The 17,427-nt window shown below is 36.8% G+C and carries 13 protein-coding genes and 2 pseudogenes; 2 read left to right on the top strand and 13 right to left on the bottom strand.

Annotation, left to right across the window (positions count from 1 at the left end):
• Positions 1–318: 318 nt before the first annotated feature.
• The 7 genes from ACSVDH_RS13930 to ACSVDH_RS13900 all read right to left on the bottom strand — a co-directional run bounded on the left by ACSVDH_RS13930 (position 319) and on the right by ACSVDH_RS13900 (position 8,126).
• Positions 319–747: a PepSY domain-containing protein gene (locus ACSVDH_RS13930; RefSeq protein WP_439252103.1), complete on the bottom strand. Its 429-nt coding sequence runs from the start codon at positions 745–747 to the stop codon at positions 319–321.
• Between the two features lie 85 nt (positions 748–832).
• A complete protein-coding gene (locus tag ACSVDH_RS13925) occupies positions 833–2,176 on the bottom strand; it encodes a HAMP domain-containing sensor histidine kinase (RefSeq protein ID WP_439252104.1) in 1,344 nt (447 codons plus the stop codon).
• Between the two features lie 6 nt (positions 2,177–2,182).
• The gene (locus tag ACSVDH_RS13920) at positions 2,183–2,926 is read right to left on the bottom strand and encodes a response regulator transcription factor (RefSeq protein ID WP_439252105.1); all 744 of its coding nucleotides are present in this window, start codon (positions 2,924–2,926) and stop codon (positions 2,183–2,185) included.
• Positions 2,927–4,202: 1,276 nt separating this feature from the next.
• Complete coding sequence (locus tag ACSVDH_RS13915) at positions 4,203–5,051, bottom strand: aldo/keto reductase (RefSeq protein WP_439252106.1); 849 nt, start codon at positions 5,049–5,051, stop codon at positions 4,203–4,205.
• Between the two features lie 132 nt (positions 5,052–5,183).
• Positions 5,184–5,330 carry an aldo/keto reductase gene (locus ACSVDH_RS13910; RefSeq protein ID WP_439252107.1) on the bottom strand — a complete coding sequence of 49 codons (147 nt, stop codon included), beginning with the start codon at positions 5,328–5,330 and terminating at the stop codon, positions 5,184–5,186.
• A 472-nt stretch (positions 5,331–5,802) separates the two neighbouring features.
• Entirely contained in the window at positions 5,803–7,002 is a 1,200-nt protein-coding gene (locus ACSVDH_RS13905) for an MFS transporter (RefSeq protein WP_439252108.1), read from the bottom strand.
• A gap of 590 nt (positions 7,003–7,592) precedes the next feature.
• Complete coding sequence (locus tag ACSVDH_RS13900) at positions 7,593–8,126, bottom strand: dihydrofolate reductase family protein (protein WP_439252109.1); 534 nt, start codon at positions 8,124–8,126, stop codon at positions 7,593–7,595.
• An 82-nt stretch (positions 8,127–8,208) separates the two neighbouring features.
• Between ACSVDH_RS13900 and ACSVDH_RS13895 the strand changes: the two genes are divergently transcribed.
• Positions 8,209–9,117, top strand: a complete 909-nt coding sequence (locus ACSVDH_RS13895) for a LysR family transcriptional regulator (protein WP_439252110.1) — start codon at positions 8,209–8,211, stop codon at positions 9,115–9,117.
• Between the two features lie 429 nt (positions 9,118–9,546).
• Here the strand turns inward: ACSVDH_RS13895 and ACSVDH_RS13890 are convergent, their stop codons facing one another.
• The 5 genes and pseudogenes from ACSVDH_RS13890 to ACSVDH_RS13870 all read right to left on the bottom strand — a co-directional run bounded on the left by ACSVDH_RS13890 (position 9,547) and on the right by ACSVDH_RS13870 (position 13,936).
• The gene (locus tag ACSVDH_RS13890; protein WP_439252111.1) at positions 9,547–10,254 is read right to left on the bottom strand and encodes an SDR family oxidoreductase; all 708 of its coding nucleotides are present in this window, start codon (positions 10,252–10,254) and stop codon (positions 9,547–9,549) included.
• Positions 10,255–10,318: 64 nt separating this feature from the next.
• Positions 10,319–10,456 (bottom strand): annotated as a pseudogene (locus ACSVDH_RS13885) (MFS transporter); the annotation flags it as partial.
• Positions 10,457–10,607: 151 nt separating this feature from the next.
• Positions 10,608–11,453, bottom strand: coding sequence for an SDR family NAD(P)-dependent oxidoreductase (locus ACSVDH_RS13880; protein ID WP_439252112.1), 846 nt, complete (start codon positions 11,451–11,453; stop codon positions 10,608–10,610).
• Between the two features lie 548 nt (positions 11,454–12,001).
• Complete coding sequence (locus ACSVDH_RS13875) at positions 12,002–13,102, bottom strand: alpha/beta hydrolase (protein ID WP_439252113.1); 1,101 nt, start codon at positions 13,100–13,102, stop codon at positions 12,002–12,004.
• Positions 13,103–13,404: 302 nt separating this feature from the next.
• Positions 13,405–13,936: pseudogene (locus ACSVDH_RS13870) on the bottom strand (TetR/AcrR family transcriptional regulator).
• Positions 13,937–14,443: 507 nt separating this feature from the next.
• Between ACSVDH_RS13870 and ACSVDH_RS13865 the strand changes: the two are divergent.
• The gene (locus tag ACSVDH_RS13865) at positions 14,444–14,788 is read left to right on the top strand and encodes a hypothetical protein (protein ID WP_439252114.1); all 345 of its coding nucleotides are present in this window, start codon (positions 14,444–14,446) and stop codon (positions 14,786–14,788) included.
• A 184-nt stretch (positions 14,789–14,972) separates the two neighbouring features.
• On the opposite strand, the gene parC is transcribed toward ACSVDH_RS13865, so the two are convergent.
• Positions 14,973–17,426 (bottom strand): DNA topoisomerase IV subunit A, encoded by a 2,454-nt coding sequence (parC, locus tag ACSVDH_RS13860; protein ID WP_439252115.1) that lies wholly within the window; start codon positions 17,424–17,426, stop codon positions 14,973–14,975.
• Position 17,427: the final 1 nt, after the last annotated feature.

Below are 17,427 nucleotides of genomic sequence, written 5' to 3'. Positions count from 1 at the left end.
CCCTGTATCCTAAAAACCAATTCTACTTCAATTTGATCTAGTGATTCCTTTTTATATCAATTTAAGCTTTTTAAATTAAAAAGAAATTATAGAAAGATTAGAAATGGATTAAAGTTTGAATAAAATAAAGAAAACTTGTCGACTGGCGAGCCTGAAAGGCGAAGCGTGATGCGTAGTTGCGTTTATACTTTATACTTAAAATTGGCCACTACGTCGAATACCCATCTTCGCTGTCAATTTATACTAAAAGTGTAAAAAAAGGAAGAGCCCTTTAATTACGGAAGCTCTTCCTTCACTTATTAGATCCTAATCGTATATTCAAGTCTTCTTTACTTTCATTCCTTTTCCTGTACACTCTGAACTAACGCCAGCCACGTAAGTGTTTTTCTTGACTATTTTTCCATCTTCTTTTTCTACAGAAGAAAAAGAGCCTATCTCTTTGTTTGAATTTTCAGAAGCTACCTGTTCCATTTGGTTTAAATACAAGATCTCTCCCGAATAAGCATCTACTTTTAGTGAATATACTCTATTCTGACCATGCAAATCTATAACGTACATTTTATTTTCTGCTATTTTATTTAACTTTATATCTTTGATATCTCCTAGGTATTTTGTTTGAATGCTTTTTTTTATTTCTGCAGATGTCAACATCTTTTTGTCTCTATCGACAACTATTTGCTGGACTTCAACAATAATGGACAAGACGATTAGAAATATGAAAAGAAAAATAAATTTTTTTGGATTCATAAAGTTTTCACCTATCAAGAGATTTTATTTTAATAAAAATGAGATTTTCCCTTAAAAACATTAAAATGAATGAAAAACGATTTGGTTATATCGGTAACATGACCGTAAACTCTGTGCCCTCTCCCTCTTTGGAAACAACATTTATGCTTCCTCCATGAGAATCCACAATTTGTTTTGCGATTGATAAACCTAATCCAGTCCCCCCAGTTTCACGATTTCTTGCTTTATCCACTCTATAGAAGCGATCAAATATATGTGCGATATCTTCTTTCGGTATGCCGATGCCATAATCTTTTACAGTGAAAAAAACATCATCCTTCTCATATCCAACATTTAGCTCAATAGGTGATGTGCTATATTTTAACGCATTATCAAGCAAAATAAATAATAGTTGCTTCATTTTTTGCCTATCTGCATTTCCTATAACACGATCGAATGGAGAATAAACAGAAATATGTTGACCATAAGCATTTTTCATCAGTTTGCTTGTCTCTTTACTAAGTGAAACAAAGTCCACCTTTTGTATATCTAAGTTCCATTCTGCATCATGATTTGCAAGCATGAGCATTTGCTTTGTCATTTCTTGCATTCTGACGGCTTCTGAATAGATTGCATCTACAGATTCTTCTAATAGAGCCGGATCTTTCATCCCCCATCGTTTCAGCATGCTTGCGTTGCTTTCAATAACAGTTAGCGGTGTTTTTAATTCATGGGAAGCATCAGAAACGAATTGCTGCTGTTTTTCAAAGTTTTTCGCTAAAATATCCATCATCTTATTAAACGTACTACCTAATTTGTATAATTCATCTTTTGATTGTGATTTTAACTCAAGCTTTTTAAATATGCTCTTTCGTTGAATTTCCTCCATTGTTTCAATCATAGAATTGATTGGTTTTAACATAATGTTACTTAGCATTCGGCCTGCTAAATATGAAGGGATCAAAACAATAAGTAAAGCGACAGTTAACACAAGCTTCAAAATTTTTAAACTTTCATATGAGGATGCCAAACTTGCTGTAACTTCTATCATCATAATATTTCCGTTATGCCATATGATTGGCAAATTCGAAACAGCATATTGAATTCCATTCATTGATTTTAACTCAACTTTTTGTGAGTTAGTAAATGCTGGTTTAAAATTAGTTAATTGTTCATCCTCTGTAACAGTAATAATGGCATGTGAATTTTCATTCACAACACGAATCATTCCATTTAATGGTAACCTGGAATTTAAAATATCATGTATATATCTTTCGTTAGAAACAGGCTTTAATACTGCAGCAATATTTTCAGCCTGTAAACGAACATGATTTAATTTATCGTTCGTAGTTATTGAGTAAAATAAAAAATAAATAGACGTATTAATGACAATGCTGATCAATAGAAACGAAACAGTTAAATACAAGTGGATCTTACTTCGGATATTCATAAAATATTACTCCTTTATGACATAACCAACTCCACGCACTGTATGAATAAGCGGAGATTGAAAGCAATCATCAATTTTCTTGCGCAAGTAACTTATATATACATCTACGACGTTAGTCTCCCCGTAGTAATCAAAACCCCAAACTCGCGTTAAAATCTGCTCTCGTTCCAGTACTTGGTTTTGATGCTGTATCAAATAAACCAATAAATCGAATTCTCGAGGGGTTAATTCAATATTTTTATTTTCACGAGTTACAATACGTGTTTTTTTATCTACTTTTAAATCTCCAATCGTTAATAGTTGTTCGTCTAATTTTATCTCCATCATTTGGTTTATTCGTAAACAAGCACGAATTCTGGCCAACAACTCTTCAATCTGAAACGGCTTCGTTATATAATCATTCGCACCATGATCAAGCCCGCTCACTTTTTCAGGAATAGAATCCCTTGCTGTCAATAATATAATAGGTGTCATGTCTCCTGATGCCCTAATTCTTCGAAGGACTTCCATCCCGTTTAACTTTGGTATCATAATATCCAGCAAAACAAGATTCCAATAGCCGTTGCTAAATTTTTCAAGACCTGTTATACCGTTTTCGGCTATTTCAACCTTGTATCCTTCATGTTCAAGCTCTAATTTAATGATTCTTGCAATATTTGCTTCATCTTCAATAATTAATACTTTTTTAGGTTCGGGATCAATATCTACTATCCTTTTCTTTGAAATAGTAAGATCTTTTGAATTTGACATGTCTATTCCTCCTTTCTATTTTAATTCCTTAGATTTAGCTATATTTTCTAACTTTAATAGATTAATATTTTGAAAATTCTTCTTAATAGGAACAAAATGCTGCTTAAATTCTTTTGGCAAAAGGAGAATCGTACTACAAGTAAATGGCAAGAAAAAATGGTGTCTTAGTTGGTAAACTGGATACTCTTTTTCCTTGCTAGATTGTGGTTTCATTTTTTAGTGGAGAGTAAAACTTATTTATTGAATAATCAACATCTGTCTATAATTATAAAAAGATCCAATATACTTGCAATCAGTAAATATAGAAAATATGTTGATTAGTGAACAAATTAATCACTTTTGTTAATTAACTTTAAGAAAATTGGCTAAAGTAGATAGAGAATGACTAATAACCAAAAACAATAAAGTGAGACTTCCATCAGTGGGGGTTATCTTCATCCCCCACTGGTGGTTAGCGAAACTTTTCACGCACAATTCGCCACATCGTGTGGCTTAGCCTGACTCGGACGTCAATCGCTTGTCGGATCTTTACGGGCAGTTATCTCCCACTTATCTTCTTTGTTTTTTTCGAATCTTGAAGTGGAGGTCTACTACTCGTTAAAAATGGGATAAAAAAACTATTATCATACTAAAGTCCGAAAAATGGTGATATTATGATGAAGGTATTTCCAACTGTATGTTAACTAAAGATCTATCTACCTTCATTACATGAATAAATATGATCTAATTTTTCATAATAAATGATCCAGAAAATCTTCTTTCAAGTATGCGTTTATTGCTAACATTTCTATCCTAAATAGTGTATGGAAATCTATTCAGACAAAAAAGAGTGCATCCTGAAAAAATATGCGGGATTCACACAGCCGTTTCACTCAAAGTTACCATTGACCCCTACTGACTGTCGCGATGGCCTTTAGCCGAGGGTCAATCTGCGCAGCGCTGATCGCAAACCCGCGAAAGGTGAGGATAGCAGACTCATTCACACGAAAATTCGGATAATCAGAACATCTTCTTCTGTGTTATAAGCCTCCATATTGCCACCTCTGTTATTTATTCTAGCGTGCTTTTCGAGTATAGCAAATGCTTATATCTTATATCAAGATATGCTTGATGAGCATTTCTAAAACATTTATAAACTGGCATAATGGTTTGGAAACAATGCAAACTGTTAGGATCATGAATTTTCATCTCAAATACAATTTCATTACAAAGAGGGCATAATTTTTTAAATACGGACCAACTATTTTATAGCTTTAGTAATTTCTGCATTCTCTTCTTACCATAATGCAAGTGGCTGTTTCATGCTAGGTTTTGGATAGATTGAGTCTAATTGCTCCAAATCTTGCTGTGTTAATTGATTCTCAGCTGCTTTCACATTTTCTATCACATGAGCGGTATTACTAGATTGTGGTATAGCAATTGTTTGTCCATTTCGAATACACCATGCTAATAAAATTTGAAAACTATCTGAATGATGTTTTTTAGCAATTTCCTTTAAAACTTTTTGTTTAGTTAGATTAGTACCAAAGCTATCACCTCTAGCAACTGGGGCATAGGCGATTAATGGCATTTCAAGTTTGTTCATCATAGGTACTAAATCGAATTCAATCCCTCGATCTCCCAAATTATAACGTACTTGATTTGTTGCACATTTTATTCCATCAGGTAATATCATTATTTTTTCTAAGTCATCAACATCTAAATTAGAAACACCCCATGACTTAATTTTCCCCTGACGTTTTACTTTTTCCAAGGCTTCAATAGTCTCTTCAATAGGAATATTCCCTTTCCAATGGAGTAAGTATAAATCTAAATAATCTGTATTCAATCTTTTTAAGCTATTTTCTAAACTAATCGGTAATTGCTTTTTTGATGCATTTGAAGGGAGAACTTTTGAAATGAGAAATAATTCTTCACGGTTATAAGACTTAATAGCATGTGCAACTAATCTCTCTGCATTTCCCTCACCATACATTTCAGCAGTATCAATAACTTGAATGCCATTATCAAGACCAACTCTTATCGCTTCTACTTCTTGTTCAAATTTATCTGCTTTGTCTCCCATATTCCAAGTGCCTAAGCCTATGGGAAAAACTTTCCTTCCTGCAATTTTTACTTTATTCATTTTTTCACTCCTCACCTATAAAAATGTATAAGAGCCCAGAAATAACTTTTACTGACCGCTGTATGCTTCCTCAAGAGCTCTCCATGCTTCACGGTTTCCTTCGAAGTAACGATCCTCGTCACCGAAATTCTTCTATGGTTGTGGACTGTAAATAATCATCATATCAATATAATCAAGTCCCATCGCCTTCAGTGATTGATCGATCGATGAAACGGATTCTTCATATGACTTTATTTCTGCGGCAAGTTTTGTAGTTATAAACAATTCCTCGCTGTTCACGCCACAAGCTCTAATCCCATCTCCAACACCACTTTCATTACCCTATGCCTGTGCTGTATCAATATGACGATATCCGATTTTTACAGCTTCTACCACTGCCTGTACGACATCCAATTATTTATCATCCATGTTCCAAGACCTAATTTAGGAATCTCAATTCCATTAGATAGATAATAATTTTCTTTTAAAATCATCTATAGCATCACCTTTTTTATTGGTTGATTGTACATACATCTTTTTTAAAAAATTCAATTAAGTACATATTCATGAATATGTACTTAATTAAAATTACTTACTATGAGTATATCCTAGTACCTAGAGTTAACTTTAAGTCAAGACCTCTTTTCTAAAATAATTACAAAATAAATTCGTATTTAATTTATGACAACTGGCAGGCTGTCCATTGGGAGGGTATGACCCCCTATAGTTTAATTCATAATTGGAAGCAATAAAACCGTCCCTATGCTTCTGCTTAATTAGAAGCAAAAGATCCTTCTCTATGCTTTTCTGCTTGTCTTGAAGCGTTAAACATATTGTTTCTTAGCAGGATAAAAGCAAGGCTTAGGATTAAGGATAGGATTCCTACTAATACGACGTATGGTGTGCCCATTTGTGATATCAATAACCCGCCTGCAGCCGAGCCAACTGTTGTTCCTACGTTACATGCTGATATAAATAAACCATTGGCAAAATCAGGAGCTTCAGGAGCTGAAGATGAAATCAAATATTGATTAATATTAGCCATGATTCCTCCAGCCAATATTCCCCAAAGGAAAGTGATTATTACCACAGGTACGGCAATCTCTCCAGTAAAGAATAAAAGAATGTAAACGACACTCAATAACAAAGGAAAAGTTAATATGGACTTAATAGGACTATTAGTGAGTACCCTCCCTGCAACGATGTTTCCAATAATATTAGCTCCACCGAAAACGAATAACGTTAAACTGATGGTATTCGGAGACATTTGGGTAACAGTTTCCAGGTACTCAGCAATATAACTATATACCCCGAATACAGAGGCATTTAATAAAATGACAGCTACGATAGAAACCCATATAATGGATTTTTTTAATACAGCAAGTTGTTCACCGTAAGATTGTCTTTCTTCAACAGGCATAGATGGTACAAAAATCAATGTTGCGACCAATACAAATGCATTTACTATAGCAAAGAATGCCATCGCCATTTCATACGAAAGGGCACTATCAATAAAACTTGCGATCGGTACTCCGGCTACCATACCGGCAGATACTCCTATAAATACTTTAGAAACAGCTTTTGGAGCTTCTTCAGGTTTTACTGAGGAAGCGGCTACGGTAAATGCCATGGAACAATAAATCGGATGGAAAAGAGCTAGAGCGATACGAATGATTAATAGAAGGGTAAAGTTAGTTACAAATACGGATGCGATGTTTCCAACAACGAATACACTTAATACAAGTAACATGACCTTCTTACGATTGATCCCGGAAAACAATAACGGCATCGTTGGTCCGGATACAGCAATAGCAAGAGCAAAAAGGCTCACCGTCAATCCTGCTTGAGATATGCTGACATTAAAGTGATCAGCAATGGAAGGCAATAACCCAATAACCCCCATCTCCGTATTTAAGATGCCGAAAACACCCACTGCTAATATAAAAATCAACAACTTATTTTGTTTAGCCAAAATAAAAACAACTCCTATCTCCAAAAAATGTGTCCCTAAAACTTTGGGAACTGTTTACTTGCTCGTTATTTATTTTAACTACGTTCCCCTCTTATAACAAATACTTATTTCTCATAACAAGATATGCTTATTTAGTATTTCTAGGAGAGGATGAGGTACGCTTCTCTGCTTCCCCATGCATTCGTTTATAGTTTTAAACCTATCAGGCATATAATGAGGTTTGATGTGAGTATTTGTCATAATAGAGAGGCTAGTTGGAATAACTATAGGGTGAAAAGTCGATTTGTCAGCAATTGTTTGCGAAGCAATTTTTCAGAATCAAAAGGAAAAAAATATGGAACAGCAAAAATGAATTATTCTATTTTCCGATCCAATGAAGTTAGCATGTGGCAAATAATAGATGGCCTTACCAATGTTATCATCCCTATGGCAATAAAATACTTCCCCAAAGTTAAAAAATGGACAGTAAAACAAATAATATCTTACTAATGACATCTTACCAACCATATATTTGAAACTTGGATTCCTCTTTTTTCTACTGTAGATAATCCAAAATGAAACCCTATTTTGTGTTGTTACATCTTGATTAATCATGTTTGTTTTGTTACGTACTTCAGCCATAACCCACTGTCATCCAGTTTTTCGACTTCTTTCAAGAAGAAATTTACTGGCTGCTGTTTTGTTAGAAAGGAGCTCGTCTCAAATAGTGTCACAGAGTTAGATGCACCATCTGCAATTGGAACTAAAATCAGACTCAATTCATCAATTAATCCCTCATTCAAAAAGGAGCCATTTAAATAGCCTCCGCCTTCTAGCATTAATTTATCGATAGCAAAAAGATTTTTTAGCTTTTCCACTACTAGACTAAAGCTTAATCGTTCTTTTCCGCCGAAAATATAAGATATACCTATTTCCCTCATATGAGCCAGGTATGCATCTGGCACTTGCTCTGTAAGAACCTCTACTATGTGATCCTCCGACCTATTCTCATTCCATGGTTCAATTGAATTTTTTGTCCATCCCAATTTCCCGGAGGGATCTACTGCTACAGCATAACTCTTAGCATCCTTATTTGCGACGTAATCGGTTCTAGGGGTCGGCTCAATGTTGTCATGTTTTAACAAATATTTATATCTTATATCAAGATATGCTTGATAAGCATTTCTGAAACATTTATACTAAAACATGATAAAGGAGGAGTATTAGATGGAATTTAGAGTTTTGCGCTATTTTCTTACAGTTGCAAGAGAAGGAAGCATGACGCGTGCTGCTGATTTTTTGCATATTACACAGCCAACTTTGTCAAGACAATTAAAAGATCTTGAAGAAGAATTAGGGAAAAAACTATTTACTCGAAGTAGTCACAGTATCATTCTCACAGATGAAGGAATGCTCCTGCGGAAGAGAGCAGAAGAAATCGTTGATATGGTCAATAAATTAGAGGCAGAATTTCATTCCATGGAAGAAACCATTAGTGGGGATGTTTACATAGGTAGTGGGGAAACAGAAGCCATGAAACAGATTGCACGGGTAGCAAAAGAGTTACAATTACGTTATCCAAATATACGGTATCACCTCTACAGTGGAAACGAAGATGATGTGACAGAACGGCTTGACAAGGGGTTGCTTGACTTTTGTATTTTAATTGAACCAGCTGATTTATCAAAATACAATTATATCCAAATTCCAGCCAAAGACGTTTGGGGAGTTGTGATGAGAAAAGACAGTCCTCTTGCTTTTAAAGATACCATTCAAGCGGTTGATTTATTAAATGTTCCGCTAATCTTTTCACGACAAGCTATGAAACAGACATTGTCTAAAAATGAATTTGTGGATTGGTTTGGTGAAGATTTTGATAAATTAAACGTCGTGACTACATACAATCTTCTATATAATGCTGCTATTATGGTTGAAGAGGGCATCGGCTATGCCGTAACCATAGATAAACTAGTGAATACGTCTAGCGATAGTAACCTTTGTTTTAGACCGCTAGAGCCAAGACTTGAAGCTGGGCTAAATATTGTTTGGAAGAAGCATCAGGTTTTTTCCGCTGCTGCTGATTTGTTTTTAAAAGAAATTCAGGCGAAATTTTCAAATTCTTCATCAGATATTTAGGAAAATCTCGTAAACATATTATGAATAATGTATTCCTCGAAGAAGCCGTCATAGGTTACTTGGATTGTTGACCAGCACATTATTGAGTCCAAATTGGGGTACTGCCAGCTTGACGACAGCCTCTGCTTCTGACGTAGTAAGATTAATCCACATCTGTTGAAAATTAAGAATAGAACCAAGATGCGTTCAATAGTTAAATTAGCGTAATTTGTTGTTCTTCAACAAAATAATCGAAATTTTTAAAAAAGGAAAATATACCTAGTTTGAACACTAGGTGCATTCTCCTTTTTCTATTTAATATAGAATTAACTTGTGAGTCATCATTTTACAAGAACTAACCTGCTAGTTACTTTAAATACAAGAGTCAAGGTGTCATCTATGGAGCTGTACCTACCTCATACTGATGCACCTGAACAACTACTAATGTTTTTACCAAGGGATTTGTTTTCCATCTCTAAAGAACCCTCCGGAAGGTCCTTCAGGTCCAATCGTGGCTAACCACAGAATAGACTCAGCTGCTTGCTTAGGAGTTCTTGGTGCCGATGGTCCACCCATATCTGAGCTTACCCATCCCGGATCGACGGCGTTTATTTTAATATCACCCTTGATTTCTGCTGCTACTAATCGCGTCAATCCATTTAGGGCAAATTTAGACAACTTATAAGCTCCTACGCCTGGATATGACATTTGGCTCATCTCCCCATATTCTGAGGAAACATTAATAATCCTCCCAAAGCCTTGTTTTTCCATGAGGGGAATAAAGGAACGGATCACATGGTAAACGCCAAAGAAATTAGTTGCCATTGTTTTCTCCAGAATGAAAGGGTCCATTGCCAATAACTTTTTATTCTCATCTAAATACACGCCTGCATTATTAATCAATACGTCTAATCTTCCATACTTTTCATTTATTGCAACCGCAGCTTGATGGATGCTTTCTTGATTGGCGACATCCATCTCAACACACGAAACATCCAAATTTAACTCCTTAAGTTTTTGCACAACTTCATTACCCATTTCTGGATCCCGACTTGCCAAAATCACCTTAAAACCATTCAAAGCCAATTGTTTGACCAGTTCATATCCAATTCCTCGATTCCCGCCAGTTACAAGCGCAACTTGTTTATCGTGTGACATTTTATTCCCCCATTTCTCGTTCTTTGATTAAGTGGCATCTAAAAAATCCTAAAAGGGATACTCCTTATGCGGAGAGTTCTTTTGTAGGACTATACATATAATTTCTTAGTAAAATAGTTACCAAACTTAATATTAATGATAGGATTCCAACTAATACTACGTATTGTGTACCCATTTCTGATATAAATAACCCGCCTACAGCTGCATTAAATAGTTAATATGAAAATCAACAAATTATTTCGTTTAGCCAAAAAAACAGCTCCTGTCTTCAATAAGTTTCTCCCAAAAAGTTATGGGGGAAATTTATTTTAAAGTTTCTTCCCAAAGAATTCAGTTAACTTCCGTCTGAGAGTTTACGCATCCTCGCAAGCGAGGGAGGTCGAAAGGTTTCGATAAGCATTAATCTGCGCTTGGAGGTCGGCAATCTTTTGCTCTGCGATGCCAACGGCGTCAGCCCCGGCGATGAAGCGACGTGGAGGCTGCTCTTCATTTGAGATCTTGATCAGGGCCTTAGCGAGCTTGGCCGGGTCGCCAGACTGCTTGCCATTCTGAACATTATACGCATCTTGATTTCTTTCTCTGCAGCCGGAGTAGTCCTCAATCGAAGGATCCGCGTAGGTCGCCGATTCATTCGTGAGAAGCTCGGTGCGGAACATCCCTGGGTTGACAATGGTGGTATGGATACCGAACGGCGAGACTTCGGGCTGCAACGACTCCATCCATCCCTCGAGTCCGAACTTAGACGCGGCATAAGCTGTATTAAACTCGAATCCAGAAATGCCGGCGCCTGAAGAGATCGAGATGATGTGACCGGAACGTTGCTTGCGCATCACAGGCAACACTGCTCGGGTAACGTTCATTGGGCCGAAGAGGTTAGTGGCAAGTTGATTTTCGATTTGCATCGGGGTCAGCTCCTCGAAGTAGCCCGCATAGAAATTGGCTGCGTTATTAACGAGTACATCGATCTTTCCAAACTTGTCAACCGCAGCTTTGACGGCAGCCTCGGCATCAACCAGGCTGGTGACGTCCAGTTTTACGACCAGCAGGTTTTCGCCATCGCCAAGGGCTTTTGCGACTCTATCCATATTTCGGCCTGTCGCAACAACTTGATTTCCATCAGCCAGGGCCGCCTTCGTGATATCAACACCCATGCCGCGCCCGGCACCCGTAATAAACCAAACTTTCTTATTTTCAGTCATATTTATTTCCTCCTAGTTTCTTTTTTCATATTATTTTTCTTTAGAAAAGATTCCTTTGATTACACCATTCATTAGCCAACTTGTTTTAAAAAACCCGAAACTGTTTCCATGAAGTTATCATGAATAGTAGACATATTGGATAAAATCCTTCTTTCTGTTGTTTTCATCCTTTGTTTTTATTCTAAATATCTCTTTTGTATATAACAAATACTTATATCTTATATCAAGATATGCTTTGTGGGTATTTCTAATAACGTATTGACTGAATCATTATGAACGAGAAAGTGATTATATGAATTTAGAGTTTTACGATATTTTCTTACTGTTGCAAGAGAAGGAAGTATGTCGGGTGCCGATCAAGTTGCTAGTCAAATGAAGGGGGCGTAGCAGCTCCGGAACGGCCTTTTTTCTATTCGTTTCTACATAGCGTATGGAATTCTATTCAGACAAAAAAAGAGTGAATCCCGAAAAAGTATGCGGGATTCACTCAGCGGATTTCCTCAATTACTATTGGCACGAAAATCTCTTTATAATCTTCAACACAAGCCTTATTTTTTCTTCAGATTTTCTTTGAAGAATGACTCAAGCTTGTCAAAAGGGATTAAATTCACCCGGTCATACAGATCCACATGACCTGCGCCTGGAACAATGTAAAGTTCCTTCTGTTCGCCTGCTAGCTTGTAGGCTTCTTCGCTGAACTCTCTGGAATGAGCGTTTTCACCTGTAATGAAAAGCATCGGACGAGGAGAAATCGTCTCTATGTCTTCGAACGGGTAGAAATTCATGAACTTGACGTTACTGGTCAGCGTCGGGTGTGTCGTGAGTTCAGGTGACGATCCCTTTGGTGTGAATTCACCTCTTGGAGTGCGGTAGAAGTCATAAAACTCACGCTCAATAGCTGTAGAGTTTTCATTTAGCTCATGTACTGTCCCACTGGTGTATTTGGTTTCACCGCCCGTGAACTCCACATAACGTTGCTCGGCTGCCTCTGCAATGATCTGCTTTCTTTGCTCAAGTGTCAGGGAATGGTTAAGCCCATTACGATTGGCAGCACCCATGTCGTACATACTGACTGTCGCAACGGCTTTCATACGTGGGTCGATCTTGGCTGCGCTGATGGCAAAGCTCCCGCTTCCACAAATCCCAAGTACACCAATCTGATCCCTGTCAACAAACGACCAGGTGCCTAGGAAATCCACCGCAGCACTGAAATCCTCGGCATAGATATCCGGCGAAACAGCATTGCGAGGCTGACCCTCACTCTCTCCCCAGAACGACAAATCCAAGGACAAAGTAACGAATCCCCGTTCAGCCATTTTCTGGGCATACAAATTCGAACTTTGTTCTTTTACTGCGCCCATAGGATGCCCAACAATGATTGCGGGATTTTTGGTGTTCTTCTTCAAATCTTTGGGAATAAAAAGATTCCCTACAACATTCATGTTGTATTGATTTTTAAACTCAACCTTCTTCATGGTTACCTTATTGCTCTTGTAAAAATTGTCTGCTCCATTTGACATATCCGGCGTGTATGTATCGCTTACGCCTGTCGTGGATGCAGCACCAACGCCTGTCGTGGATAAAACTAAGCCCAGTCCCAACACTGTGAGAATCTGAAGGCCACGCTTCATAATAGATTTTTTTTTCACGTTAAATTCCTCCAATGTTTTTGCTGATGTGATTTCTATTCTGTTCTGTTCACGTTTGAAATTTGCCCAAAATATATTTTGTTGGCATGCCTTATCCCCCTTTCTTTGTGAACATCACCTTTTATTTAGGCTTAGTTTTCACCTTAATCTAACTAAATTAAGGAAAAATTATAAAACGATTAGAAATTAATGAGAATTCTGTCATAGAAATAACGACCACCCGTGATAATAACGGGTGGTCGTTATTCCTTGATTGTATTAGTTTATCAACTGACCATTCAGAAATAATTATACAAGCCTGTCTACAAATCCCCTACTTTTTCTGCCATGACACGAGGCGGATAAGGCATTCCATTCTTTAACCACCATTCCACGACCCCTACGTAAGCATTTGCAACAAATTGAACAATTACTTCTTCACTTTGACCGACATTTTTTCCTTTTGTTATGTCCACATCTTTCTTGAACTCTTCGATATTAAACTGAAGGAACCGGCTGCGAAAATATGTGGCTCCTTCACTCGCTAACATCGTCGAAAAGAATAAATAATTGCTTTTAAAATATTCCATACAGTGTACAGTCGATTCTAGCCAATCCATTTCAGATGCCGACTCGCAAAAAATACTCATGTTGTTTATATGTTCTTCCATGATCTTATCTAAAAGATCATAATTTATCTAAGTAATGAAGATAGATGGTTCCTCGGTTCACATTTGCCTTGTCGGCAATATCCTGAATGGTAATGTTATCAAAACTTTTTTCAGACATTAGTTCGATAAGAGCCTTTTTAATTGCTTCTTGGCTTTTGATTATTCTTCTATCTATTTTCGGCATTGTTTGCTCACCTAACTTTCCTAAAGTTAATCAACAATTATTATTAATTTATTGAGTAATAAACGAATCTCGCTCAATTAACCATTGAAGGTATCATGTTTCTATTTATAATTATAAACAAATGTTGATTAATCAATCAATGATGATTTTCTTTGATATATGAAATCAGCGCCTACCATTTTAGTTGCAAATGTATTGTTTTATTAAACAATTTAAAAGAAAGTATGTTACTTAGTATGTTAAATATCCAAGATAAAATTGTTGTTATTATGGATGAATAAGTGGGATTGGCGAAGCACCAACCAAGAAATTTACACATGAAGAGTTTTACCAATCATGAAAAAAATCAATCTAGGAGGAAATTAATATGACTAACAATAAGAAAGTTTAGTTAACTCTTACATTGCCAATCTGACAAAAATTGACCATTACAGACAAATAAAACTCTTTTCAAATCAGCTAAAAAGGTATATGATGAGACTATTACTCGGCAAAGGGGTGACAACATTGAAACTTCGCTTGCTGATTAAATCAACGATGATGCTTTTGATCGTTTTTGCAGGGTTTCATTTTGTTTCAATGTCTCACTTACATCAGCCAGTCCATCATGGTAAAGTACTAGGCGTTGAATCTGAAGCATCAGTCGCAACTATCAATCTACAAGAAGATGATCAAAAGCACGGTTTATTTGTTAGCAACAATCAGTTAAAGGATCCGTTGATCTTAGTCGTTGCAATGGTATCACTTATATTTACAGCTTCAACTAAGACGCGACGAAAGTTAAAGCAGTTCCTTTACTCCGTTTATTACCAATCATCATACTTTTCTAAAAATCATTTATTTACAGCCTAAATTTTCAAAATAGGAGGTTATAAATGATGTTTTGGTTAAGAATGATTCCAGTTGTCTTTTTTTCAATAACTGCACTTAGTCTATTCACATACCAAGGAATAGAGTTCTTACATGCATTTTCAGATTATTTTCAAAAGAAATAATCAAAGAATAGAGGCTGTCTCTACCTGAGACAGCCTCATTTTTATTCATCATTTATTTTTTGTTCTTCAGTATCAGTATTTTCAATCCATACATGTATGACTGCTCCAGCATCCTGCTCATCAATCACGAAGGACCCGTTGCTATAGCGATCATTAGGTCTTAATGAACGAACATCAACACTTTCGATGATTCCTTTTTCTGTTTCAAGATAAAAGTCACCATGATCTTGGACAATTTCTGCTCCGGCAATACGATGCGGATTATTCTTTAATTCTCGAAGCATCACCAAACCGCGTTTTGCACGTGATGATTTTTCAAAATCAGATAGTGACATTTTCTTTACAGCACCTCTATGGGTTGCGATGACAAGAAAGGCTTTTTGATTGCGCTCGATTATTTTCCCGCTTACAACATAATCATCCGGCTTTAAGTTGATTCCTTTCACACCGGCAGCTCTTGGGCCGACAATACTTACTTCCTCTTCCTCAATCCATAATCCATATCCTAAATGGGTAACGATAAATAAATCATGTTGGCCACTTGTTAAATGAACATCAACAAGGGTATCATCACCTTTTAAATTTAAAGCAACAAGCGGTTTAGAATACCTTTGTGCCTTGTATTGACTTAATTCTGTCTTTTTCACCATGCCCGTCTTCGTAATAAAGGTTAAATAAAGTTTTTCTTCAAAATTCTTTACAGGAATTGCCTTAAGAATGATTTCATCTCGGTCAACTGGAATAATGTTGCCAATATGTTGGCCAAGATCCTTCCAGCGTATATCAGGCAATTCATGAACAGGACAATACAAATAATTCCCTTTATTTGTGAAGAGAAGGACGACATCTGTCGTATTAATCTCAATTTGTGATAGCAGCCTGTCACTATCCTTCATCCCGAAGTCTTGGCCATTTGATGCAGCATAAGATCTTAAACTTGTTCGTTTTACATATCCATCTTTGGTCACCGTTACAATCACATCCTCAGAGGCAACCATGACTTCAAGATTGATCTTAATTTCTTCAATTTCAGCTTCGATGACTGAGCGGCGCTCATCTGCATACGCCTTTTTCACCTTTTTTAAGTCCGTTTTAATGACTTTCTGCAACACACCTTCGTCATTCAAAATGCTTGTTAGCTCATTGATTTTCTTATCAAGCTCTTCCGCTTCATTTCTGAGTGCTGTAATATCCGTATTTGTTAAGCGATAAAGCTGTAAGGAGACAATCGCTTCGGACTGTGGCTCGGTAAATTCATATTTTTGAATTAAGTTATCCTTTGCATCTCGCTTATCTTTAGAAGCACGGATCGTAGCGATCACTTCATCTAAAATGGATAATGCTTTCATTAAGCCTTCTACGATATGTTGGCGCTCACGTGCTTTTCGAAGTTCATATTTAGAGCGGTTTGTGACAACTTCTTTTTGATGGCCAATATAGGCATCAAGAATAGCTGGTAAGCTCATTTGCATTGGTCTGCGATTATGGATTGCCACCATATTAAAGTTATACGTAATTTGCAGATCACTATTTTTGTATAAATAATTTAATACACCTTCTGCATTTGCATCCTTTTTAAGCTCTATGACGATTCTGAGTCCTGTTCTGTCCGTTTCGTCCCGTATTTCAGAAATTCCTTCAACCTTTCGTTCGATCCGGAATTCATCCATACGCTTTACTAAGTTCGCTTTATTTACTTCATATGGTATTTCCGTAATGACAATTTGCTGTTTTCCGCCGCGAATTTCTTCAATGCTCGCTTTACCGCGAACAATAATTTTGCCTTTTCCGGTTTCATATGCCTTTTTTATGCCTTCGATTCCTTGAATAATCCCGCCTGTTGGAAAATCTGGACCTTTGATCACCTTCATTAAGTCATCGACAGTACAGTCCGGTTTATCCATCCGTTTTATGACCGCATCAATAACCTCACCTAAGTGATGAGGCGGGATATCTGTTGCATAACCTGCCGATATTCCTGTCGAACCATTTACTAATAAATTTGGGAACATGGCAGGGAGCACAAGAGGCTCCTTACTCGTGTCATCAAAGTTTGGAACAAATTCGACTGTTTCTTTTTCAATGTCACGCAGCAACTCAGCAGCGATCGCAGAAAGCCTCGCTTCCGTATAACGCATCGCTGCAGGCGGGTCACCGTCAATACTTCCGTTATTTCCATGCATTTGAATTAGAAGGTTTCTCACCTTCCAATCCTGGCTCATACGCACCATTGCGTCATAAACGGATGAGTCTCCGTGGGGATGATAGTTACCAATAACATTCCCTACTGTTTTAGCGGATTTACGAAAGTTTTTATCAAACGTATTTCCGTCAACATGCATGGCATATAAAATTCTTCGTTGTACAGGCTTTAAGCCGTCACGCGCATCTGGAAGCGCACGATCTTGAATAATGTACTTACTATAACGTCCAAAACGGTCACCTAGTACATCTTCAAGAGGCAAGTCACGAAATAGTTCGACTGATTCTGCCATG

The sequence above is a fragment of the Metabacillus sp. Hm71 genome, assembly GCF_051842955.2.
GTDB lineage: Bacteria > Bacillota > Bacilli > Bacillales > Bacillaceae > Metabacillus.
This window is presented reverse-complemented; position numbering and strand designations above follow the sequence as displayed.

Excerpts from the sequence above, each read along its gene's own strand:
- ACSVDH_RS13920 (WP_439252105.1), bottom strand. The coding sequence starts at position 2,926 with ATGTCAAATTCAAAAGATCTTACTATTTCAAAGAAAAGGATAGTAGAT.
- ACSVDH_RS13880 (WP_439252112.1), bottom strand. The coding sequence starts at position 11,453 with ATGACTGAAAATAAGAAAGTTTGGTTTATTACGGGTGCCGGGCGCGGC.
- ACSVDH_RS13895 (WP_439252110.1), top strand. The coding sequence starts at position 8,209 with ATGGAATTTAGAGTTTTGCGCTATTTTCTTACAGTTGCAAGAGAAGGA.
- ACSVDH_RS13930 (WP_439252103.1), bottom strand. The coding sequence starts at position 747 with ATGAATCCAAAAAAATTTATTTTTCTTTTCATATTTCTAATCGTCTTG.
- ACSVDH_RS13890 (WP_439252111.1), bottom strand. The coding sequence starts at position 10,254 with ATGTCACACGATAAACAAGTTGCGCTTGTAACTGGCGGGAATCGAGGA.
- ACSVDH_RS13915 (WP_439252106.1), bottom strand. The coding sequence starts at position 5,051 with ATGAATAAAGTAAAAATTGCAGGAAGGAAAGTTTTTCCCATAGGCTTA.
- parC (WP_439252115.1), bottom strand. The coding sequence starts at position 17,426 with ATGGCAGAATCAGTCGAACTATTTCGTGACTTGCCTCTTGAAGATGTA.
- ACSVDH_RS13925 (WP_439252104.1), bottom strand. The coding sequence starts at position 2,176 with ATGAATATCCGAAGTAAGATCCACTTGTATTTAACTGTTTCGTTTCTA.